Source organism: Maribacter confluentis (genome assembly GCF_030505015.1).
Lineage (GTDB): Bacteria > Bacteroidota > Bacteroidia > Flavobacteriales > Flavobacteriaceae > Maribacter > Maribacter sedimenticola.
In genome coordinates, this window is record NZ_JAUKUC010000001.1 from 3,473,568 (window position 1) to 3,496,031 (window position 22,464).

At 36.8% G+C, this 22,464-nt stretch carries 19 protein-coding genes; 15 read left to right on the plus strand and 4 right to left on the minus strand.

Going from position 1 to position 22,464, the window contains the following annotated elements; genetic code table 11:
- Positions 1-15 precede the first annotated feature (15 nt).
- Entirely contained in the window at positions 16-462 is a 447-nt protein-coding gene (locus Q2T41_RS15215) for a hypothetical protein (protein ID WP_304436771.1), read from the plus strand.
- A gap of 62 nt (positions 463-524) precedes the next feature.
- The gene (locus tag Q2T41_RS15220; protein ID WP_304436772.1) at positions 525-1,562 is read left to right on the plus strand and encodes a quinone-dependent dihydroorotate dehydrogenase; all 1,038 of its coding nucleotides are present in this window, start codon (positions 525-527) and stop codon (positions 1,560-1,562) included.
- Positions 1,563-1,644: 82 nt separating this feature from the next.
- On the opposite strand, the gene Q2T41_RS15225 is transcribed toward Q2T41_RS15220, so the two are convergent.
- Positions 1,645-1,962 carry a Dabb family protein gene (locus Q2T41_RS15225; RefSeq protein ID WP_304437460.1) on the minus strand — a complete coding sequence of 106 codons (318 nt, stop codon included), beginning with the start codon at positions 1,960-1,962 and terminating at the stop codon, positions 1,645-1,647.
- Positions 1,963-2,138: 176 nt separating this feature from the next.
- On the opposite strand from Q2T41_RS15225, the gene Q2T41_RS15230 reads away from it, so the two are divergent.
- From Q2T41_RS15230 to guaB, 7 genes are all read left to right on the plus strand, one after another.
- Complete coding sequence (locus Q2T41_RS15230; RefSeq protein WP_304436773.1) at positions 2,139-2,759, plus strand: LysE family translocator; 621 nt, start codon at positions 2,139-2,141, stop codon at positions 2,757-2,759.
- 52 nt (positions 2,760-2,811) lie between these two features.
- Positions 2,812-3,681 (plus strand): hydroxymethylglutaryl-CoA lyase, encoded by an 870-nt coding sequence (locus Q2T41_RS15235; protein WP_304436774.1) that lies wholly within the window; start codon positions 2,812-2,814, stop codon positions 3,679-3,681.
- A gap of 134 nt (positions 3,682-3,815) precedes the next feature.
- Positions 3,816-5,066 carry a DUF4856 domain-containing protein gene (locus tag Q2T41_RS15240; RefSeq protein ID WP_304436775.1) on the plus strand — a complete coding sequence of 417 codons (1,251 nt, stop codon included), beginning with the start codon at positions 3,816-3,818 and terminating at the stop codon, positions 5,064-5,066.
- A 96-nt stretch (positions 5,067-5,162) separates the two neighbouring features.
- Positions 5,163-6,293 (plus strand): imelysin family protein, encoded by a 1,131-nt coding sequence (locus Q2T41_RS15245; RefSeq protein ID WP_304436776.1) that lies wholly within the window; start codon positions 5,163-5,165, stop codon positions 6,291-6,293.
- Positions 6,293-7,660: an HTTM domain-containing protein gene (locus Q2T41_RS15250; protein ID WP_304436777.1), complete on the plus strand. Its 1,368-nt coding sequence runs from the start codon at positions 6,293-6,295 to the stop codon at positions 7,658-7,660. The genes Q2T41_RS15245 and Q2T41_RS15250 overlap by 1 nt, the downstream gene beginning before the upstream one ends.
- The gene (locus Q2T41_RS15255; protein WP_304436778.1) at positions 7,641-10,112 is read left to right on the plus strand and encodes a TonB-dependent receptor domain-containing protein; all 2,472 of its coding nucleotides are present in this window, start codon (positions 7,641-7,643) and stop codon (positions 10,110-10,112) included. The genes Q2T41_RS15250 and Q2T41_RS15255 overlap by 20 nt, the downstream gene beginning before the upstream one ends.
- Positions 10,113-10,255: 143 nt before the next feature.
- Complete coding sequence (gene guaB, locus Q2T41_RS15260; protein WP_304436779.1) at positions 10,256-11,728, plus strand: IMP dehydrogenase; 1,473 nt, start codon at positions 10,256-10,258, stop codon at positions 11,726-11,728.
- Positions 11,729-11,799: 71 nt separating this feature from the next.
- Here guaB and Q2T41_RS15265 read toward each other — a convergent pair whose 3' ends face one another.
- A complete protein-coding gene (locus Q2T41_RS15265; protein WP_304436780.1) occupies positions 11,800-12,336 on the minus strand; it encodes a thioredoxin family protein in 537 nt (178 codons plus the stop codon).
- 56 nt (positions 12,337-12,392) lie between these two features.
- Entirely contained in the window at positions 12,393-13,631 is a 1,239-nt protein-coding gene (lysA, locus tag Q2T41_RS15270) for a diaminopimelate decarboxylase (protein WP_089259716.1), read from the minus strand.
- Positions 13,632-13,729: 98 nt separating this feature from the next.
- On the opposite strand from lysA, the gene Q2T41_RS15275 reads away from it, so the two are divergent.
- The 3 genes from Q2T41_RS15275 to Q2T41_RS15285 all read left to right on the plus strand — a co-directional run bounded on the left by Q2T41_RS15275 (position 13,730) and on the right by Q2T41_RS15285 (position 16,480).
- Positions 13,730-14,419: an LON peptidase substrate-binding domain-containing protein gene (locus Q2T41_RS15275; protein ID WP_304436781.1), complete on the plus strand. Its 690-nt coding sequence runs from the start codon at positions 13,730-13,732 to the stop codon at positions 14,417-14,419.
- Positions 14,420-14,569: 150 nt separating this feature from the next.
- On the plus strand, positions 14,570-15,766 hold the full coding sequence (gene sucC / locus Q2T41_RS15280) for an ADP-forming succinate--CoA ligase subunit beta (protein ID WP_304436782.1): 1,197 nt from the start codon (positions 14,570-14,572) through the stop codon (positions 15,764-15,766).
- Between the two features lie 378 nt (positions 15,767-16,144).
- Positions 16,145-16,480 carry a hypothetical protein gene (locus tag Q2T41_RS15285; RefSeq protein WP_089259719.1) on the plus strand — a complete coding sequence of 112 codons (336 nt, stop codon included), beginning with the start codon at positions 16,145-16,147 and terminating at the stop codon, positions 16,478-16,480.
- A 43-nt stretch (positions 16,481-16,523) separates the two neighbouring features.
- Here the strand turns inward: Q2T41_RS15285 and Q2T41_RS15290 are convergent, their stop codons facing one another.
- Positions 16,524-16,901, minus strand: coding sequence for a DUF1456 family protein (locus Q2T41_RS15290; protein WP_089259720.1), 378 nt, complete (start codon positions 16,899-16,901; stop codon positions 16,524-16,526).
- A 323-nt stretch (positions 16,902-17,224) separates the two neighbouring features.
- Here Q2T41_RS15290 and Q2T41_RS15295 point away from each other — a divergent pair, with 323 nt between their 5' ends.
- The 3 genes from Q2T41_RS15295 to Q2T41_RS15305 all read left to right on the plus strand — a co-directional run bounded on the left by Q2T41_RS15295 (position 17,225) and on the right by Q2T41_RS15305 (position 22,457).
- On the plus strand, positions 17,225-17,704 hold the full coding sequence (locus tag Q2T41_RS15295; RefSeq protein ID WP_304436783.1) for a CAP domain-containing protein: 480 nt from the start codon (positions 17,225-17,227) through the stop codon (positions 17,702-17,704).
- 341 nt (positions 17,705-18,045) lie between these two features.
- Positions 18,046-18,525 carry a CAP domain-containing protein gene (locus tag Q2T41_RS15300; RefSeq protein WP_304436784.1) on the plus strand — a complete coding sequence of 160 codons (480 nt, stop codon included), beginning with the start codon at positions 18,046-18,048 and terminating at the stop codon, positions 18,523-18,525.
- A 260-nt stretch (positions 18,526-18,785) separates the two neighbouring features.
- Positions 18,786-22,457, plus strand: a complete 3,672-nt coding sequence (locus Q2T41_RS15305) for an Ig-like domain-containing protein (protein WP_304436785.1) — start codon at positions 18,786-18,788, stop codon at positions 22,455-22,457.
- Positions 22,458-22,464: the final 7 nt, after the last annotated feature.

Sequence of the window (22,464 nt, forward strand, 5' to 3'; positions counted from 1 at the left end):
TCTATACTATATACAATGCGGCGAACAGGTTTTTTTAGTTTACTATGGTTATGTCTCAATGTTTCCTATATATGTGCTCAAGCAGATTGTGTATTGGGCGTGGGGGTAACCAATGACACGGTAATTTCAAATGTCTTTCAATTGAATGAAGCACAAAAACAACAACTGCTAAATTTTGGTGCCGAGGTAAAATATAGGAATGGGCTGCTTAATACTGAATTACGGAACATTAAAGAGCGACATCCACAAAGTACGGTAACGGAATTGCGAAATTTGGCAGAAAAGTATAAGGAGGTCATGGACAGTATGGCAAGGGTGCAAACCATGTTGGACAAAAGAATGTTGGCCCTATTCAACCCTAAGCAATATCAGTTATACCAATCGCTTTGCAAAGAAGCATCGCGCTCTCCTTTTTTAGTGGAGCCAAAGGTATATTCAGATAGTCTTTACCATAAAAACTGATGCTGAATTGCAATAGAATTTCAATTACACTTTTGTATTTTTGTAGCACCTAAAATAATTCAATGTACAGGCTTCTCATTAGACCTATTCTGTTTCTGTTAGACCCGGAAAAAGTTCATTATTTAAGTTTTTCAAGCATAAAGTTTCTGTCCAGAATAGGATTGTCCGGACTTATAAGGTCAATGTTCTTGGTTCAGGACAAGCGTTTGGAACGTGAACTTTTTGGATTAAAATTTAAGAATCCTGTTGGTCTAGCTGCAGGTTTCGATAAAAATGCGGTTCTCTACAACGAGCTTTCAAATTTTGGATTCGGTTTTATAGAAATAGGTACGCTTACCCCTAAGCCGCAAGCAGGCAATCCAAAAAAAAGACTGTTTCGACTAAAAGCCGATAAGGCAATTATTAACCGTATGGGCTTTAATAATCTAGGGGTTTTTGAAGCAGTGGAGAATTTAAAAAAGGAACATAATGTACTTATAGGCGGTAATATCGGTAAAAATAAAGTTACCCCTAACAATGAGGCCATTAAAGATTACCTAATTTGTTTTGATGCCCTTTTTGATTATGTGGATTATTTTGTGGTCAATGTCAGTTCACCTAATACCCCAGGGTTAAGGGAGTTGCAGGATAAGGAACCGCTTACCGCTTTATTGAACGAACTTCAATTAGAGAATGTAAAGCTTAGTAATAGAAAGAATACGGAGCGTAAACCTATTTTGCTGAAAATTGCGCCAGATCTTACGGATAGTCAATTATATGATATTATTGATATTGTAAGCCTTACAAGTATAGATGGGGTAATTGCTACCAATACCACTATTTCAAGGGATAACTTAAAGTCCCATGCCTTATTGGTCGAGGAAAAAGGTGGATTGAGTGGTGCTCCTTTAAAAGATAGAAGTACAGAAGTTATACGTTTCCTTGCGGAAAAAAGCAACAAGGCATTTCCTATTATTGGTGTAGGGGGTATTCATTCTGCACAGGATGCCATAGAAAAACTAGAGGCTGGTGCAGATTTAATACAATTATGGACAGGTTTTGTGTATGAAGGTCCTGCACTTATCAAAGAAATAAACCAGAAACTTCTGAAAAAGTCTTAGCTAGTTAAATTAACTCTGATTCTTAAAATAAAGCAGCCTTTAGATATATAAAACCTAAAGGCTTTCGTAATTTTTAATGCATTTATTTGGTCCAATAATCAATGACAAGTACATCTTCTAAGTGTGGGCTCAAAACCGCCCCAAATGCTTTGTGGTCTGGATGGGGTAAATAAATGGCGCGATCTTCTTCACTTTTAAAGGTAAGGAAAAATGCATGGGTAAATCCTTTGTCCAGACCTTCTGGGCTATTGTTTGTTCCCCATTCATAACCTTGTATTTGTTCAATTTTAGATGGTAGGGCACTAAAAGCCGCTTCAACTTTATCTATTTGTTCCGTGGTAGTCCCTTGCTTAAATTTAAAAAGAACTACATGTCTTAAAAGACTATCGGTCTTGGTCATAATTTTTTCATTTAATTTTTGAGGTGTTGTGGCATGGGCATTAGCTATAAATGCCAACCCTGCCAGAAATACTACTATTTTAATTTTCATGGTTTTATTAATTTTAAACAAGATATTAAAAATAGGACGAATTAAACCATATTCGTAATTTTCAATATTAACTAAATGCTATACAATTGAATTACGAGGTTTTACTGGCATTTTCAATGGCCACGTTTTTTCTGTCCCTGTCCCCGGGCCCTGATAATATTTTTGTGTTGATTCAAAGTATGGGTAATGGCAAAAAATACGGACTGGCCGTTGTTGCAGGACTTATGACAGGTTGTTTAGTGCATACAACACTTTTGGCTTTAGGGGTTTCGGTTCTAATAAAGAACAATTTTGTAATTTTTAATATGATCCGGTTCTTTGGTGCCACATATTTAATTTATTTGGCATTAATGGTCTATAAAAGCGATGATAGGATTCAGATAACAAAAACTTCGGTTAATTCAAAAAGCTATTTGGCGCTCTATAAACAAGGTTTTATAATGAATGTTTTAAACCCCAAGGTCACTATTTTTTTTCTAGCCTTTTTTCCTGGATTTCTTTTTTCGGAAACATTGAGCACAGCGTTTCAATTCTACATCCTAGGTTTTTTGTTCATTTTTATATCTTCCATGGTTTTTGGCGGTATCGCATTATTGTCGGGTCAAGTGTCAACCTTTTTGACAGCAAATGAGCGTACTGGCTACATATTAAAATGGGTGCAGATCGTAGTATTTGTTGGTATCGCCATTTATTTACTTTTTAGTTAGTAATTAGAAGAAATTACCCAACTTACTTATTTAGAGTTCGTATTTTTACATCATGTCAAATACCAAGGTCAAGATCATTGAATGTCCACGTGATGCCATGCAAGGTATCAAGGATTTTATACCTACCCCACAAAAGGTGAGGTATTTACAATCTTTACTAGGTTGTGGTTTTGATACGTTAGATTTTGGGAGCTTTGTTTCGCCAAAGGCAATACCGCAAATGGTAGACACTGCAGAGGTTTTGTCTAAATTGGATTTGTCGAAAACCAAATCTAAGTTACTTTCCATAGTGGCAAATGTTCGTGGAGCCGAAGATGCCGTTTCCCATCCTGAAATTGATTATTTGGGATTTCCGTTTTCCATTTCGGAAAATTTTCAAATGCGCAATACACATAAGACCATAGCGGAGTCCGTAGAGACATTACAGGAAATATTTAATCTTGCTGATGCAGCCAATAAAGAAGTGGTCACTTATATTTCCATGGGATTTGGAAATCCTTATGGCGATCCATGGAATGTTGATATTGTGGGTGAGTGGACAGAGAAATTGGCCAAAATGGGAGCACGGATTTTATCGCTTTCCGATACGGTAGGATCTTCGGATCCAGAAACTATTTCTTATTTGTTTTCCAACTTAATCCCTAAATACCCAAATATTGAGTTTGGTGCGCACTTGCATACCACACCCACAAAATGGCATGAAAAAGTTGCCGCGGCATATGAATCTGGCTGTAAAAGGTTTGATGGTGCTATCCAAGGTTTTGGTGGTTGTCCTATGGCCAAAGACGATTTAACCGGTAACATGCCTACGGAGAAAATGTTATCGTATTTTACCTCTCAAAAAGTTGCTACCGGCGTTAATGCCATGACTTTTGAAGCGGCATATAACAAAGCTACCGAGCTTTTTTCCCAATATCACTAATTACTTGCTGTATTTCTTCTGGCTACATTATTAAAAAGTTAAATTAATTTAGATTTAATATAGATAAGGTTGTGTAATGTTAAAACATGTTATAGTTTTGCGCATTATTTAAAATAAGTCTTAATAAAAGAGAAATGAAAAAGAACCTATTATTGTTATCATCTATTGCTAGTTTATTATTTATTTCATGTAGTTCCGATGATGACGGATTAGAATTGTCAGAATGTGTTGATGGTGATTGTGACCCTATTGAATCTACAATAGATAATCCAGATTCTTATACATTTACAAGGGATAATGAAAGTACGGTTAGCTTTGGTGGTCAGACTACGAGATTAAAAATGGGTGACGAAATTTTGAGCGCATTTACAGATGTAACTTCAACTTCCGAGCAAATATTAAGTATGTATGCCCATGAAGAAGGCGCTAACGATTTTGAAGATGCAGATTTAAATGCATCTGATAAAAGTGTAAGAAGTAAAACAGCTGCCTCTGTAGATTTCTTTGCAACTAATGCTACCGATCAAGCTGTGATCAGAGCGGATTTTGATGGTTGGATCTCTGCTCAAGTAGATGAGGTATTCCCAAACTGGGAAGTTGCTGCAGCAGCAGGTACGGCAGGGCAAATAGCAGACGGTTCTTCTACTAGATACATTAATGCGCAAGGGTTGGAATATAACCAAGCTTTTAATAAAGGTTTAATTGGAGCGCTTACCATAGATCAAGTTGTAAATAACTACTTAAGTACTGCCGTGTTGGATGAAGGTGATAACGTTGCTGATAATGATGCTAATGTAGTAGTTGAAGGTGAAGTCTATACCAATATGGAACATAAGTGGGATGAGGCTTACGGTTACGTGTATGGTTTAAATGCAGATGCTGCAAACCCTAATGATGACTTAGGTGCAGATAGTTTTTTAAATAAATATATTGGGAGAGTAGAAGGAGATGACGATTTTGCGGGCATTGCCGATGAAATTTTTCAAGCATTTAAATTAGGTAGGGCTGCAATTGTTGCTAAGCAATATGATGTTAGAGATGCACAAGCCGAAATAATTAGGGAGAAACTTTCTGAAGTTATCGGTATTAGAGCCGTGTACTATTTACAGCAAGGTAAAAATAGTTTAGATCAAGAAACACCTGATTATGGTGGAGCTTTTCATGATTTATCTGAAGGTTACGGTTTTGTATACAGCCTACAGTTTACAAGAAAACCCAATTCTACGGAACCTTATTTTACAAAAGAAGAAGTTGATGCGTTTCTTGTAGATTTAATGGATGACGGAGAAAACGGACTTTGGGATGTGGAAGCAACTACATTAGATGCTATTTCTGCTGATATTGCGGCTAAGTTTAATTTTACCTTAGAGCAGGCTGCAGAATAATTTGGTCTAAAGTCGATAAAAAAAGCAATTCAATCTTATTTAGAATGAATTGCTTTTTTTATTTTTGCATTTAATTAGAATAAATAAAAATAACAGATGAAAAAGATTATTGGGATTCTTTGTGTTCTGACCTTAGTATGGGCATGTTCCAATGATAGTGAAACCGATGATAACGTAATTGTTGATCCGGTAGAGGAGGTTTCTTTTGAGCGCAGTACAATGTTGGTCAATTGGGCAGATAATATTATTATCCCTTCATATCAAGCTTTTACTGCGGATATGGATGATTTATTGAATACATTCAATACGTTTAAAGCAGATGCCAATGAAGGTAATTTAATTGCTTTGCGTGCTTCATGGTTGAACGCTTATAAAGCTTGGCAACATGTTGAGTTGTTTGAAATTGGTCCGGCCGAAACGGTTGGTTTTCAATTAAACATGAATATATATCCAACGGATAATGAGAAGATTGATGGATTTATTGTCAATGGAAGTTATGACTTGTCCTTATCCTCTAACAGAAGCGCTAAAGGATTCCCTGCTTTAGATTACTTATTGAACGGCTTGGGTGATACCGATACGGATATACTTGCTTTCTATAATGGAGACAACAAAGAGGCTTACCTACAATATACCGAAGATGTCTTGATGGATATGCAGTCTTTGACAGAAACTGTGGTATCTGATTGGACAAATGGTTACAGAGATACATTTGTTGCCAATGACGGAGCATCATCTACAGCATCTGTTGATCGTATGGTAAACGACTATATTTTTTATTACGAGAAGTATTTAAGAGCTGGTAAAATGGGAATTCCTTTAGGAGTTTTTTCCGGTAGTACCTTACCTAGAAATGTTGAGGCTTATTATGAAGCTACTATTTCTAACGATTTGTTTTTAGAAGGTTTATCTGCTGTTCAAGACTTTTTTAACGGTAATCATTTTAATTCAAGTACTCAAGGTGAAAGTTTGGCATCTTATCTAGATGCATTGAATACCTTAAAAAATGGAGAGGATTTGTCTACTTTGATCAATGATCAATTTAATACGGCAAAAAATATGGTGCTTGATCTTTCTGCGTTTAGAGCTGAAATTGAGAACAGCAATCCGCCAACCTCCATGTTATTGGCTTATGATGAAGTTCAAAAGGCCGTACCTATGTTAAAGGTAGATATGGTTTCAGCAATGAGTATTAGTATTGATTTTGTTGATGCCGATGGTGATTAATGGAATCGCTAATAGCTAAATATATAAAAGCTCCTATAGAGACCGCCCCTTTGGCGGTCTTTCGTATTTTATTTGGTCTGATGATGCTTTTTAGTATTGTTAGGTTTTGGAGTTATGGCTGGATCGATAAACTTTATATTAAACCACAATTCTTCTTTTCTTATTACGGGTTTGAATGGGTAAAACCATTAGGTGTTTATACCTACCTTATTTTTGTGATTTGTGGCTTGGCGGCAGTTTTGGTAGCTCTTGGTTATCGCTATAAATTAAGTATTATCATTTTCTTTTTGAGCTTTACGTATATAGAGCTAATGGATAAAACAACATACTTAAACCATTATTACTTTATTAGTATTCTGAGCTTCTTAATGATATTTTTGCCAGCTAACGCAAACTATTCCCTAGATGCTTATTTAAACCCCAAAAAGTGCTTTCAATATGTTCCCAGCTGGACAGTTAATAGTATTAAGTTGCTTTTAGGTATTGTTTATTTCTACGCCGGACTGGCGAAATTAAATTCAGATTGGTTGTTAAACGCTATGCCCTTAAAAATCTGGTTGCCCGCCAAGTTCGATACTCCTTTTATCGGAAGTTTTTTGGGAGAAGAATGGGTGCAATTTTTATTTAGCTGGTCTGGGGCAATTTACGATTTATCTATCCCTTTTTTACTGCTATATAAGAGAACAAGACCATATGCATTTGTAATGGTGGTCATTTTTCACGTACTAACTAGGGTCTTGTTCCCTATTGGTATGTTCCCATATGTTATGATCGTTTCTGCTTTAATATTTTTTGATGCAAAAGTCCATCTTAAGATATTGAGGCTTTTATTTAAAGTATTCAAAATAAACGGTGCTAGATTTAATAATCAAACAGTTTTTAATGAGCGGTCATCATTTAAGCTTAGGTTGAAGCATATGGTAGTTGTTCTATTTTTTATGCTACAACTGGCCATACCTTTTAGGTATCTATTTTATCCCGGAGAATTATTTTGGACAGAAGAAGGCTACCGTTTTTCGTGGCGTGTTATGCTAATGGAAAAATCTGGCTACGCCCAATTTAAAATTGTGGACCAAGAATCTGGACGGTGGTTTTATGTGGATAACACTGATTTTATAACTCCGTTTCAAGAAAAACAAATGGCATTTCAGCCAGATTTTATATTGGAATACGCGCATTTTCTAAAAAACCATTTTGAGAAAGATGGCTATAAGAATGTGCAGGTATTCGTAAATTGCCAAGTTAGTCTCAATGGGAGGTTAAGTACAGAGTTTATTGATCCTACCATAGATTTGGCAAAACAAAAAGAGTCTTTTTTACATAAGCATTGGATAACACCATTTAAAGATGAAATTAAAGGAATTTAGTTATTTACTTTTATTATTAGTATCATTTCCGGTATTTGGTCAACTCACTATTTCTGGTCAAGTAACAGATATAGAAGGGAACCCTGTTCCAGATGCCGAAATGTATATCAAAGAATTAGAACGCTTGGAAATCACCAATAATGAAGGTGCGTTTTTAATAGAGAACTTAACGGCAGGAATCTATACTATTGTAGTTTTCGCTTACGAGTTTGAAATTATAGAACAAGATGTAACTATCAATGGCAATACCGAATTCAACCCTGTCATGAATCCTTTGAAGGTCCAGAACTTATCAGAGGTGGTAATAACCCAAAAACGCCAAGAAATTTTTGCCCTAAAACAGTTGAAGAAAGTAGATGGTACTGCCATATACGCCGGTAAAAAAAATGAGGTTGTTTTATTAGACGGTATTACGGGTAATTTGGCGGCCAATAATCCCAGACAAATTTATAGTCAAGTCGTAGGTTTAAATATATACGATAATGGAGATGCAGGCTTACAACTTAATATTGGTGGTAGAGGTCTTGATCCCAATAGAACGGCAAATTTTAATACAAGACAGAACGGCTATGATATTAGCGCAGATGTTTTAGGGTACCCAGAAAGTTATTATACACCACCGGCAGAAGCTTTAGAAGAAATTCAAGTGGTTAGGGGGGCAGCTTCTTTACAGTATGGAACGCAATTTGGCGGCTTGGTCAATTTTAAATTTAAGCAGCCAAATTCCAGTAAGAAAATAGAGTGGACCAGTAGACAGACTTTGGGGTCTTACAATTTAAAAACATCGTTTAATAGCTTAAGTGGTACAGTTGGTAAGTTCAGTTATTACACCTATTTCAATTATAAGGAGGGAAATAGTTTTAGACCAAATTCAGATTATAACAGTAGAAATTATTTTGCACATGTGGGCTATCAATTTTCGGACAAAACAAAGGTAACTGTAGAAACCACTTTTTTAAATTATTTGGCCAAACAGCCTGGCGGTCTTACAGATGCTCAATTTATTGAGGATCCAACGTTTAGTAATAGGGAAAGAAACTGGTTTGATGTAGATTGGAAATTATTTTCAGTCCGTCTAGATCATAAATTCACTTCAAAAACGGATTTTAGTTTAAATGTTTTTGGATTGGATGCTTCTAGAAGTGCACTTGGTTTTCGAACGAACAGAGTATCACAACCAGATGACCCTGAGGAGCCAAGGGAATTATTGATCGATAATTTTCAAAACTGGGGTGCAGAGGCAAGATTATTAACACGATATAAGTTAGGTGATACTGAATCTGCATTATTGATCGGGTCAAAAATCTATAGGACGGACAATGATCAAAGGCAAGGTCCGGGGACATCGGCGGCGAATGCAGATTTTAATTTTGCAGATGATGAGTTTCCCAATTATGAAAGACAATCTCAATTTAATTTTCCCAATTCTAATTTGGCTTTTTTTGGAGAAAATATCTTTAATATAAGTCCTAAATTAACTTTAACACCTGGTTTTAGGTTAGAGCATATTAAAACGGAAAGTATTGGTAGTTATAAGAATATTGTACTTGATTTGGCTGGTAATCCACTCTTAAATGAGGAAGTGGAAGATAATAGGGAATTTGATAGAACTTTCTTGTTATTAGGATTGGGTGCTACTTATAAATTGAATTCTAGTGTTGAGTTCTACGGCAATTTTTCTCAAAACTATAGGTCGGTAACATTTAGTGATATCAGGGTGGTCAACCCTTCTTTTCAAGTAGATGAAAATATCTCTGATGAAGATGGCTTTACGGCAGATATAGGTTTTCGTGGCAGACATAAAAATGTACTGTCTTATGACGTAAGTGCGTTCAGCTTGTTGTATGATAATAGATTAGGTGAGATTTTAAAAAGTGAAACACAAACCAATGCCTTGGGAGAAGAAGTAGAAACGGGTAGTATAGTTCGGTTCAGGGGTAATATTGGTACCGCTTTTATGTATGGTTTGGAAAGTTTTGCCAATTGGAGCGTAAAAGAAACTTTCTTTTCGGCTAGTGATAAGTTAAAACTGAATTATTTCATGAATTTGGCCTTGACCAATTCTGAGTATCTGTCTTCGGAAGAAACCAATGTAGAAGGTAACAAAGTGGAATTTATACCAGATGTAAATTTAAAGACCGGTCTTAATTTTGGCTATGGCAATATATTGGGTAGTTTACAATATACGTATTTGTCAAGTCAGTTTACAGATGCTACCAATGCTTTGCAAGATGTTAACGACAATCAACGTGGTATAGAAGGGGAAATTCCGGCGTATGATATTTTGGATTTTTCATTATCATATGTCTTTAAAAATTGGAAGTTGGAAACCGGTATAAATAATGTTTTGGACAATAGTTATTTTACCAGAAGGGCAACTGGTTATCCGGGTCCGGGTATCATACCTTCAGAGCCTAGAACCTTTTATGCAACCTTACAATTTAAGCTATAATTCAATTAATGATTGACATGGGTCATCCATTTTTTATCGGACTAAAAGAGGCTCTGAATATGAAGTGATTGTTAAGGTATTGAGTAAGATAGATATCCCAACTTTATTCACTATATTTGCACGCAATTAAATCCTTAATTGCTATGCAAGCCCACCAAAACAAAATTCTAGGAGAAGGTCTAACATACGATGACGTATTATTAGTACCTGCTTATTCTGAAGTGCTTCCAAGAGAAGTAAGTATTCAGACAAAATTTACTCAAAACATTACGATCAATGTACCTATCATCTCTGCTGCGATGGATACGGTTACCGAATCTAGAATGGCAATTGCCATGGCTCAAGAAGGTGGTATTGGTGTTTTGCACAAGAATATGACTATTGAGCAACAAGCCATGAAGGTAAGAAAGGTTAAAAGAGCTGAGAGCGGTATGATCTTGGATCCTGTTACCTTGCCATTAGATTCTACGGTGAAAGATGCCAAGGCAAGTATGAAAGAGTTCAGCATAGGTGGTATTCCCATTGTGGATGCAGATGGAAAACTTTTGGGTATTGTTACCAATAGAGATTTACGTTTCGAAAAAAATAACGACAGACCAATTTCTGAGGTTATGACTTCAAAGAATTTGGTTACCGCAGATGAGGGCACCTCTTTATCCGAAGCGGAAGATATTTTGCAACAACATAAAATTGAAAAGTTACCCGTAGTATCAAAAGATAATACCCTTTTAGGGTTAATTACTTTTAGGGATATTACAAAGTTGACTCAAAAACCAATCGCCAATAAAGATCAATATGGGCGTTTACGTGTAGCTGCGGCATTAGGAGTTACTGGCGATGCTGTTGATAGGGCAGAAGCTTTGGTAAATGCAGGTGTAGATGCGGTCATTATAGATACGGCACACGGTCATACCAAGGGGGTGGTTGAAGTATTGAAAGCGGTAAAGAAGAAGTTTCCAAAGTTAGATGTTATTGTAGGTAATATAGCAACAGGTGAGGCTGCCAAGTATTTGGTTGAAGCCGGTGCAGATGCCGTAAAGGTAGGTATAGGACCAGGTTCTATTTGTACTACTAGGGTAGTTGCAGGTGTTGGTTTTCCTCAATTTTCTGCGGTATTAGAAGTATCTGCCGCTATTAAAGGTTCTGGAGTTCCGGTCATTGCTGACGGTGGTATTCGTTATACGGGTGATATTCCAAAGGCTATTGCGGCCGGTGCGGATACGGTGATGCTAGGATCGCTTTTAGCAGGTACCAAAGAATCCCCGGGTGAAACTATTATCTATGAAGGTAGAAAATTCAAGTCTTACCGTGGTATGGGTTCTGTTGAAGCTATGAAACAAGGTAGTAAAGATCGATACTTTCAAGATGTGGAAGATGATATCAAAAAATTGGTGCCGGAAGGTATTGTTGGGCGTGTACCTTATAAAGGAGAGCTTTATGAAAGTATACATCAATTTGTTGGCGGATTACGTGCGGGTATGGGGTACTGTGGTGCAAAAGACATAGCAACATTACAAGACACGGGTAGATTCGTAAAAATTACGGCTAGTGGTATTAATGAAAGCCACCCACACGATGTAACCATTACTAAAGAGAGTCCTAACTATAGTAGATAGGGATTTACAAGAAATAAAAGCAAAAAAAAAGAGGTCATATAGACCTCTTTTTTTATTATATCAATTATTTATTATTTCCCGGGTTTTCCCGCATAAGTGTTCCAATCCTTTTCCAAGTAAATGTCGTCACCAAAATAACGGGCAATGTTCAAAAATGGTTTTGGTTTTTGATATCCTGGTACCGGTGAAAGCATATTCAGTTCCTCATCTAAAAATATAGTGGTTGGGTAACTTAATCTACCTTGCATCAAAGTGGCTGCAAATTCGTGATATCCCTTTCTGCCGGACGGTACAAATTTATAGGTCTTTCCTTTATAGACTATGGGCTCTTTTCCTTCTCCGTCAAGTTTTACCATATAGTAGTTTTCAGACATATATGCGGCAACTTCAGGATTTTGAAAGGTATCCTTGTCCATCTTCTTACACCATCCGCACCAATCCGTATACACATCAATAAATACTTTTTTAGGATTTTCAACGGTTGCGCTCAAATTTGCGGCCTCATCCCAAGTCAGCCATTTGACTTCTTGGGCAAAACCTTGTAATGTACCTAATAAGAAAGCAAGGCCTAAAATTATATTGGTAGAGGAAAAGAAAGGTCGTTTCATAATTTTTTAATGGTTAGTCCAACAACTATACCAAAACTAACGTTTTTTCCTTTCCTTTATTTTACTTTTTCAACTTCTTTTACGGCAAATAAGTCCTTAATGTCCACTTGGTTGCGTATTAAATCATCAAAAGTTTCCCTTTCCCTAATAAGAATAGCTTTGCCCTTATGCCAAAGTACCTCTGGTGGTCTAAACCTTGAGTTGTAGTTACTTGCCATTGTAAAACAATAGGCCCCAGCATTTTTAAAGCAAAGAATATCTCCTTCGGTAATTTCATTTATTCTTTTATTGCTTGCAAAAGTATCCGTCTCACAGATATATCCTACAACGGAATAATACCGCTCCCTACCTTTTGGATTGGAGATGTTTTTAATGGTGTGCGTTGCACCGTACAACATAGGACGAATTAAATGATTGAATCCAGAATCTATACTGGCAAAAACGGTAGATGTCGTTTGCTTTACAACATTTACTTTCGCCAAGAATAGACCGGCCTCACTAACTAAAAATTTACCAGGCTCAAACGCCAATGTAAGGTCCTTTCCGTATTCCTTGCAGAATTCATTAAATCTACTTCCTAATTTTTTGCCTAATTCCTCAACATTGGTTTCAATATCGCCTTCTTTATAAGGTACCTTAAAACCACTACCAAAATCTATAAACTCAAGATTCTTGAAATTACGGGCCGTATCAAATAATATTTCAGATGCATATAAAAACACATCGATATCCAAAATATCGCTTCCGGTATGCATGTGTATACCATTAATATTCATTTTTGTCAATTCAACAATACGCAATAAATGAGGAATTTGGTGAATGCTAATTCCAAATTTAGAGTCTATATGGCCTACTGATATATTTGAATTTCCACCTGCCATTACATGTGGGTTGATCCTTATACAAACAGGTACATTTGGATGTTTACTACCAAACTGCTCCAATATGGAAAGGTTATCTATATTGATGCGAACACCAAGTTTTGATGCCTCTTCTATTTCTTCCAAAGAAACCCCGTTAGGTGTAAAAATGATCGATTCGGGTTTAAATCCGGCCATTAACCCTAATTGTACCTCTTGTATGGAAACAGTATCCAGACCACTGCCCAGACTATTCATTAATTTTAATATTGTAATATTGGACAACGCCTTGGCCGCATAATTCAGTTTTAATTTCTTTACCGATCCAAAAGCTTTTGTCAATCTATTAAATTGAGACACTATTTTACCCGAGTCATAAACATATACCGGATCACCGTAGGTTTTTGCTATTTGCAATAAATCCTCGTTATTCATACGATCATTTTTTTACGAATTTAGTTTTCTAAATGGAATGTGGCAAAAAAAATAACAGAAAAATGATTAAAATAACAAATTGTGTTATTTAAAACAATTTGATATTTCTTTTGTTTTGCCACAAGGCAAATACCTTTGTATTTTTATATAATGAAATTACCTTTATTTCCTTTACAGTCTATATTCTTTCCGGGGAGACCGTGCCATTACATATTTTTGAAGAGCGATATAAACAATTGATCAATGACTGCCGTGATGAGGCAATAACATTTGGAATTCCTGTATACATCAATAATAAAATGGAATACGGTGTTGAGGTACAGCTTGTGGAAGTGGTTACCACTTATGATAGCGGAGAGATGGATGTAGTGTGCGTGGCAAGGCAAGTTTTTAAGTTGTTGGACTTTGACCTTAAAATGTCCGGTAAATTATATGCTGGGGGAATCGTTAAGTTGATCGATTATGATTATGAAGCCAGTGCGGAAAAGAAAAAAACTGTTTTAGAAGGTATTCAACAGTTATATGCTATGATGGAAGTTCCTTTTAAGGAAATCAAGGTCAATGAATTCAATAGTTTTACCTTGGCACATAAAATAGGTCTATCCTTTGAACAGGAATATCAATTGTTGCAAATACCGAATGAAAATGACCGTTTAAATTTTATCAGTCTACATTTGACCTCTATGATAACAGTACTAGGACAAGTGGAACGTACCAAAAAAATTATAGAGCTCAATGGTCATTTTAAAAATTTTGACCCATTGGATTTTAAAAATATAGATATATAGGGTTAATTTTAGGTGTAATTTGTGGTATTTGGCTATGCATATAGGACATGAACCATTATTTTTTTACAGAATATCCAATTAATCACCCGTATTTTTAGATTATAACCTCCTGTTTCCTATTTTTGTCAAACAATTAAAATCACCATATATATGAACCTTCACGAATATCAAGGAAAAGAGATATTAGCAAGTTTTGGGGTGCGCATCCAAAGAGGAATAGTTGCCCATAATGCAAAAGAGGCCGTTGATGCCGCCAAGCAATTGACCGCAGAAACCGGAACAGGATGGCATGTTATTAAAGCTCAAGTTCACGCAGGTGGTCGTGGAAAAGGGGGTGGTGTTAAATTGGCCAAGAACCTTAAGGAAGTAGAGGAAATTTCAAATCAGATCATTGGTATGAATTTGGTAACCCCGCAAACTTCTGCCGAGGGTAAAAAAGTTCATCAGGTATTGATAGCCGAGGATGTGTATTATCCAGGAGATAGTGAAACTAACGAATTTTATATGTCGGTGCTACTTAACAGGGCTACCGGTAAAAATATGATCATGTATTCTACTGAAGGTGGAATGGATATAGAAGAGGTTGCAGAGAATACACCACATTTGATTTTTATAGAAGAGATAGACCCTGCAACGGGGTTACTAGGGTTTCAGGCAAGAAAGATAGCTTTTAACCTTGGACTTTCCGGTACTGCTTTTAAAGAGATGACAAAGTTTGTAGCTGCATTGTATAAAGCATATGTAGAAAGTGATTCAAGTATGTTTGAGATCAATCCTGTTCTTAAAACATCTGATGATTTGATTATGGCGGTAGATGCTAAGGTTTCTATTGATGATAATGCACTTTACCGCAGGAAGCAATATGCTGAAATGCGCGATTTAAGGGAAGAGAACCCTATTGAAGTAGAAGCAAGGGAAGTAGGTCTTAATTATGTAGACCTTGATGGTAACGTAGGTTGTATGGTGAACGGTGCCGGTCTTGCAATGGCAACAATGGATTTAATTAAAATGGCCGGTGGTGAGCCTGCAAACTTTTTGGACGTAGGCGGTACCGCAGATGCCAAAAGAGTGGAGGAGGCTTTCAGGATTATCTTAAAAGATCCAAACGTAAAAGCAATATTAATCAATATATTTGGAGGTATAGTACGTTGCGACCGTGTAGCCCAAGGTGTAGTAGATGCTTACAAGAATATGGGAGATGCCATGAAAGTGCCAATTATTGTAAGGTTACAGGGAACCAATGCAGAATTGGCCAAAGAGATTATTGATAATTCTGGCCTAGCTGTTCATTCTGCCGTACAATTCCAAGAAGCTGCGGATAAGGTTAAGGAAGTATTAGCTGAATAAAATTACCTGATTTTAGTTTATATTGAAAAAGGCCATCAATTAGATGGTCTTTTTTTTTGTCCAAAATTTTTGAATATCCTTATTCAGTTCCTTTTATTCAATACCATTATATACAGCAAATGTGAAATTGACGTTAAATTCAATTTTATTTAAATATTAGGAATTCATGAATTATGAGGGTTTAAATTAGTATTTCCCCAATATTTACGGATGTAATTTGAGTTTAAGTAAAAAGTTGAAACAGATTTGAAATTTTAAAAAATTGTTAAAATGATTTTTTGCCGTAACAAACTAAATGTATTATCGTCTTTATAATATAACATCATCAATCAATTATTAATCATTCTTTGGATATTCCAGGGAAAAAAACAAAAAGTCATGAGAAAATTAAGTTTAGTAGTAGTAGCAGCAGTTTTATTCGCAACAGGTAATGTAATGGCAAACGATAACACGGATATCGGTCCTGCCAAAAGTCTTTCTTCACAGATTTCAGTGATGTTGGCCAACAACAATTTTTCGGAAATTGATTCTGACCTAACTGCCCAAGTTCGTTTTACATTAAACAGCGAAGGCGAAATCGTCGTATTGTCCGTAGATAGTCAATATGAAAGAATGGAGCGATTTGTGAAAAATAGCTTGAATTACAAAAAAGTAGATTTGAGCAAAGTTGAAGAAGGTAAAATTTACACTATACCAGTTCGTATAAAGGCGTAAACCACCTATTTAAGAAGCTAAAATCCTGAAACAAGACAACGTTTCAGGATTTTTTTTTGTTTTTATACTTTACTTGGTCAATGCTTTTGTCCACCTTTTTAAGTTGCTTTGTTTTAAAATCTTCCCTTGTATTGAATTTCTTTACGGGCTTGTTGGTTGATGAGGACATTGCCAATAAAACCTCTCCCGGTATCTTTGGATTTTCTTTAGTGCCCCTTAAGTGGATTACCAGGCCATTTAAAAAATTGCGCAGCACTTGGTCTCCACATTCCATATAGTTAGGATGATCTTCTTTTCTGAAAAAAGCCCCAAGTTCACTTTTTGAAATTTTGAAATCTACTAATTGAAGAATTTCTACAATATCATCGTCCCTAAATTTTAATGCAACTCTTAATTTTTTAAAAATATCATTGTTGGTCATACTTTGAAGATTTAGTTGTGCAAGGTATTATAAATTTATGTACTCTTAAATTACCATAGTAAGTTATTCAACTTTTAAAGAAACAAAAGTCATTTTTGACGTTCATTTTAACTCTGTGCATTTATAATACCTACTTCTTACTTTGAAACCCGATTAACTACCAATAAATCCGATTAGCAATTTTAAGTATGAACGTTTAATACTACACTATCTATAAGAATTTACTTCTTATCGACACTTATTGTCCGTTGCACGAAGTTTCACTAAACCTACTTTATACCGAACCTAACTTTGCGGTGTAATTAATGATAAAGCAAGTTAAAATGAAATTTCCAATACTGTTCTTAATGTTGATATTAGTGATGACCAGCTCATGTAGTAAAGAAGAGCTTGTTGATGAGCCAATCAATTCCACGGCGTTGATCGTTTCCAATAGCGAAATGGAACTCGAGATATTTGAACTAGTTAACGATTACAGGATAGAATTGGGACTTTCTTCCTTATCCTATGACACCCGTGCCCAAGCCTATACTACGGAACACAATCTATACATGATTTCAAAGGAAGAGATAAGCCATGATAATTTTGCTCAAAGATCATCTGCGCTTTCTGAGGAATTCAACGCGGTCAAGGTATCTGAAAACGTAGGGAGGAACTTTGCCACTGCGCAAGGTGTCTTTGAAGCTTGGTTGAATAGCCCAAGCCACCTTAAGAATATAGAGGGCGATTTTGATGCCACGGCCATCTCTGCCTATGCAGATGCAAACGGTATGATTTACTTTACGCAAGTTTTCATTAAATAATACGCTATTTTATTAGTATGATTTCTGTCCCGTTTTATTTTAGGCCTTTGGGACTTTTAAAATGCTTATTTTCTTTTACTACATCCTTTATGGCGTTATACAGAATATCGTCTTTAATAATTTCTACTATATTTCATCTACGAAAATAATACGCCTAACTTCTACAGCAGATTAACGGTCAAAAAATCCGATTAACTTTTTATATGTTGACGGTTAAATACTACAGTATCCATAGGAATTAACCTCTTAGCGACACTTAATGTCCATTGCACGAAGTTTCTCCAAACAAGCTTTATATCACACCTAACTTTACAGTGTAATTAATGATAAAGCAAGTTAAAATGAAATTTCCAATACTGTTCTTAATGTTGATATTAGTGATGACCAGCTCATGTAGTAAGGAAGAGCTTGTTGATGAGCAGATCAATTCCACAGCGTTGATCGTTTCCAATAGCGAAATGGAATTGGAGATATTTGAACTAGTTAACGATTACAGGATAGAATTGGGACTTTCTTCCTTATCCTATGACACCCGTGCCCAAGCCTATACTACGGAACACAATTTATACATGATTTCAAAGGAAGAGATAAGCCATGATAATTTTGCTCAAAGATCATCTGCGCTTTCTGAGGAATTCAACGCGGTCAAGGTATCTGAAAACGTAGGGAGGAACTTTGCCACTGCGCAAGGTGTCTTTGAAGCTTGGTTGAATAGCCCAAGCCACCTTAAGAATATAGAGGGCGATTTTGATGCCACGGCCATCTCTGTCTATGCAGATGCAAACGGTATGATTTATTTTACACAAGTCTTTATTAAATAAGATTATACCTTTTTTTACTTTGTCCCATTTTAAAGCTTAATGTAGATTTCTGATTTTTAAAGCTTTATATTGAGTTTTAGTTAATCATAGTGCAATTAATTAGTAAAATTCGTAATATTTTGATGTGAAGTGTATTTTGTCGATATTGTTATACACTTTATCGACGTTTATCTTCAGGATATCGTAAAGACAATTCGAAATAAAATCAAATAAATATCTCCACGTTATATTTGTAAGAAAATTCTTATAAATATAGCGATATGGAAAAAAATTACCCAAATAGTTTTCTACTGATCCTTGCACTAATCAGCATGTTGATAGGTGCGGAAGTTGCCTTTGGACAACAACAGTTTGCCCAGACCATCAGTAGTGAATCTCAAGTTGATTTCTCGAACAGGGCAATTGATGATGACCTTTCTACACACGCCACCATCAGAGCCAATTCTGGCCTAGTCCTAGGTTTAGGAGCCTATTCTGGACACCTGGAACTGGAGTATGCCAACGAGATTCCGGCGCTACAGACCAGTTATGTACGTTTAGATACCGAAGATGAACTACTGCCATTCTTGTTAGGGGGAAACTTGGGCGGGCTGTTGGCCGATGTTGTTGGGGTTGTAATTTTGGGAAATCAGGAATTTAGCGTTGAGGTTAAAAACGACAACACCGTAATTCTAACCAATGATTCCGCTTTAAGTAGTGCTTTTACCACAGATCAAATGCGGGTTGTTACTAATGAAAACGGCGAATACTTTTTGTCCATTTCACCTATTTCAGCCTATAATAGAATTCGTTTTACCAATAGAACAGGTTCCTTAGCTGGGCTGGGTTCTGAAAAATCCCTGGATGTTTTTGGCGCTTTTATGGATAACACAACCTTAGGCAATTGTTTAAACGCTGCCTATACTTCTTTTGATGGTACGGGTATAACCTTGGATCTTCTACAGCTTAGTGGGGCAGGGGTAAGTAATCCGGAACTGGCAATAGATGACACTAGCGACACCTATGCTGAGATGGGATTTGGAATTGTGGGCGTTGCTGCCTCACTATCTCAAACTTTTTATTTTGATACGGTTTCAAATGCGGATGATGTATTCTATATCACCTTGGGTGTTGATCCCTCATTATTACAAGTTGGTTTATTGAACAATATTGAGATAAGGGCAAATAATGGATCTTCAGCCGCAGTTTTTCAGGAAGATGCCAATAATTTACTTAATCTAGACCTTCTGGGGCTATTGGCAGAAAATGGCAGGGTAGATGTTCCAATTGCTCCAGGTGTTCCTATAGATAGGTTGACCTTGGAATTAAGTTCTTTAGTGGGTATTGGTTTAGATCAACGTATTCGTATCTATGATATTAGAAAGGCGCCGGCTGAACCAACATTGGATACCAACATGACCAATACTACTATTTGCGCAGGTACAGATGCCAATTTAGTAGCCTTGGCCTCAGATGAACTTAACGAGGAACTGGTTTGGTTCAGTGAAGATGGGGCGCAACTGCAAGTTCTTGATTCCGGAGAACCTTTTGTACCAACAAATTTATCGGAGACAACTACATATTTTGTTGCAGCACGTGATAAAGGTTGTACGGATTTATCATCATTGTTAGAAGTGGTGGTTAATGTTGTTTCGGTTCCTACTGCAGATGATATTAATGTAGAAATTACCAATGACGGTATTTGCGAAATAGGTACGTTGACCTTAACGCCTACCAGTACTATTGCGGGTGCGTTCAAATGGTTTTTAGACGCAGGAGCGTCAAATGAAATAACCAATGGGGAAGTGGTCAATGGTGTTACATATACCATAGGTTCTAATGGAATACTTGATATTACTGGCTTACAGGAAAACTTTGATACGTTCAGCGTTTATGCCCGCTTAATTGAAGAAAGTGCCTTTTGTGAAAATGCCCCGGGAGATTTAAGGGAGGTAACTGTTACCGCAACCGAAACAGGTTTGGAAGCCAGTCTTTTGCTCAATACGGTCGACTTTATTTCCGAACTTTTAAACTTATCCAGCGCAAACGATATAACAATTGATTCCCAAGAAATCTCTATTTGTTCGGGTACAAGTGTGGATATTTTGGCCACATTGGAGAATAATGTTGATTTGGAAATTAGATGGTACGATGCCTTGACAGGGGGTAACCTCTTGGACACCGTAGAATCCGGTGCGTCGTTCGATACCGGTATACTTAATGCGGACACCACATTTTACGTGGCAGTGGGTAGAATAGGCTGTTTGCTGGAAACCGCAAAGGCAACCATCAATATCAATGTATTGGATAGACCTACCGCAGACGATATTAATGTATTCGGTGCAGATGGCCCGATATGTAGCTCCAGTGACGTGGTTCTTGTTCCGTCTAGTGCAATAAGTGGTTCGTATCAGTGGTATTTTGATGAAAATAAAACCAACCCTATTGTCGATGGTTTGGTAGTAGGCAATGTTTCCTATGCCGTTTCAGATTCCGGTACATTGACCATTAGTGGTTTGAGCGATATCAACTCCCCTTATAATTTTTATGTAGGATTGGAGCGTGCGGTTGCTGGCTGTGATAATGAAAATGGTGAACCAAAGGAAGTGGCCGTAACATTAATGGATTCTAACTTTACGGCAGTACCCACCTTGGAAACGGTCATAAGTTTACAGGATGTATACGACATCAATACAGAAAATTCCGGTATTGAATTAGAAGGTTCGGTTACTGGGGATGTGGCTCAAGGAGATGAGTTGACCTTGCAAGTGAACGGCACTGAATACATAGGTACATTAGACCAAAATTTGGAATATAGTGTAGCGGTAAATGGCTTGGATGTTCTTTTGGATGCGGACCAAGAAGTAGAATTGACCATATCATCAGGAGGTTGTAATTCTTCATACCAATTACCCTTACCAATTCCAGAATTGCCACTGGGCAATGTAGTACAAGTATTTTGTGCTTCGGACAATCCTACCTTATTGGATTTGGAATTGTCCTTGGTAGATGGCGTATTGTTCAATGCATTGGTAGGAGGTAGGGTATTGGGTATGGATACCCCATTGGTAGATGGCCAAGTATATTATATGGGATTATTGAATATTCCTATATCCGTCTATGCAAGAATAGGGATTGCGGTATCGATTATTACGGTAGATGCACCAACTACAACAAATGATGCTCAGACTTTTTGTGAGAATACAAATCCGGTAATTGGTGACTTAGAAGTGGATCAGGACAACGTTGTTTTCTATGATAGTCCTGAAAACGGTACTATGCTCGATCCAACGGATCCTCTTGTAAGTGGGGATTACTACGTATCAAGTATAGAGAATGGCTGTGAAAGCGAAGACAGGCTTCAAATTAATGCAACTGTTTTTGAGGACACTTCCATAGTATTGAACGGTGAGCTTATAGATGCATGTATGGAGCGTTCATATACCTATACCACAGTAAGCGGTCAGGAAAATTATATATGGGCCGTAAATGGCGGAACGATTACCGATGGGGGAGCCGCAACGGATGATTATGTAACCGTAACATGGACCAGCTTGGAGAATACATCTATACAAGTATCCTTTACAAGCGCTAAGGGTTGTGCGGAAAATACTTCCATGACACAGGAAATTGCTACCAAGAGTTGTGGTGAGGTACTAGGAGCGGAATTTTGTCTTGAGGTATTCAATGAATTTTCACCAAACGCAGATGGATACAACGATTTTTTTGAGATTGAATGTATAACGGACTATGCCAATACCCTACAGATCTATAACAGGAACGGGAACTTGGTCTTTGAGACCCAAGATTACCAAAATAATTGGGATGGTATAGCCAATGTTAATGGAGTAATTGGAGCTGGGGAACATTTACCGGCCGGTACTTATTATTATGTAGTGAACATACCTGAACTAAACCGTGATTTGGTTGGTTGGTTGCAACTTGCCAGGTAATCTTGAA

Bases quoted from the DNA above. Each gene is read 5' to 3' on its own strand.
- Q2T41_RS15245 (WP_304436776.1), top strand. From the start codon at position 5,163: ATGAAAAAGATTATTGGGATTCTTTGTGTTCTGACCTTAGTATGGGCA.
- Q2T41_RS15305 (WP_304436785.1), top strand. From the start codon at position 18,786: ATGGAAAAAAATTACCCAAATAGTTTTCTACTGATCCTTGCACTAATC.
- Q2T41_RS15220 (WP_304436772.1), top strand. From the start codon at position 525: ATGTACAGGCTTCTCATTAGACCTATTCTGTTTCTGTTAGACCCGGAA.
- Q2T41_RS15215 (WP_304436771.1), top strand. From the start codon at position 16: ATGCGGCGAACAGGTTTTTTTAGTTTACTATGGTTATGTCTCAATGTT.
- Q2T41_RS15290 (WP_089259720.1), bottom strand. From the start codon at position 16,901: ATGACCAACAATGATATTTTTAAAAAATTAAGAGTTGCATTAAAATTT.
- guaB (WP_304436779.1), top strand. From the start codon at position 10,256: ATGCAAGCCCACCAAAACAAAATTCTAGGAGAAGGTCTAACATACGAT.
- Q2T41_RS15225 (WP_304437460.1), bottom strand. From the start codon at position 1,962: ATGACCAAGACCGATAGTCTTTTAAGACATGTAGTTCTTTTTAAATTT.
- Q2T41_RS15240 (WP_304436775.1), top strand. From the start codon at position 3,816: ATGAAAAAGAACCTATTATTGTTATCATCTATTGCTAGTTTATTATTT.
- sucC (WP_304436782.1), top strand. From the start codon at position 14,570: ATGAACCTTCACGAATATCAAGGAAAAGAGATATTAGCAAGTTTTGGG.
- Q2T41_RS15265 (WP_304436780.1), bottom strand. From the start codon at position 12,336: ATGAAACGACCTTTCTTTTCCTCTACCAATATAATTTTAGGCCTTGCT.
- Q2T41_RS15250 (WP_304436777.1), top strand. From the start codon at position 6,293: ATGGAATCGCTAATAGCTAAATATATAAAAGCTCCTATAGAGACCGCC.
- Q2T41_RS15300 (WP_304436784.1), top strand. From the start codon at position 18,046: ATGAAATTTCCAATACTGTTCTTAATGTTGATATTAGTGATGACCAGC.
- Q2T41_RS15255 (WP_304436778.1), top strand. From the start codon at position 7,641: ATGAAATTAAAGGAATTTAGTTATTTACTTTTATTATTAGTATCATTT.
- Q2T41_RS15235 (WP_304436774.1), top strand. From the start codon at position 2,812: ATGTCAAATACCAAGGTCAAGATCATTGAATGTCCACGTGATGCCATG.
- lysA (WP_089259716.1), bottom strand. From the start codon at position 13,631: ATGAATAACGAGGATTTATTGCAAATAGCAAAAACCTACGGTGATCCG.
- Q2T41_RS15295 (WP_304436783.1), top strand. From the start codon at position 17,225: ATGAAATTTCCAATACTGTTCTTAATGTTGATATTAGTGATGACCAGC.
- Q2T41_RS15285 (WP_089259719.1), top strand. From the start codon at position 16,145: ATGAGAAAATTAAGTTTAGTAGTAGTAGCAGCAGTTTTATTCGCAACA.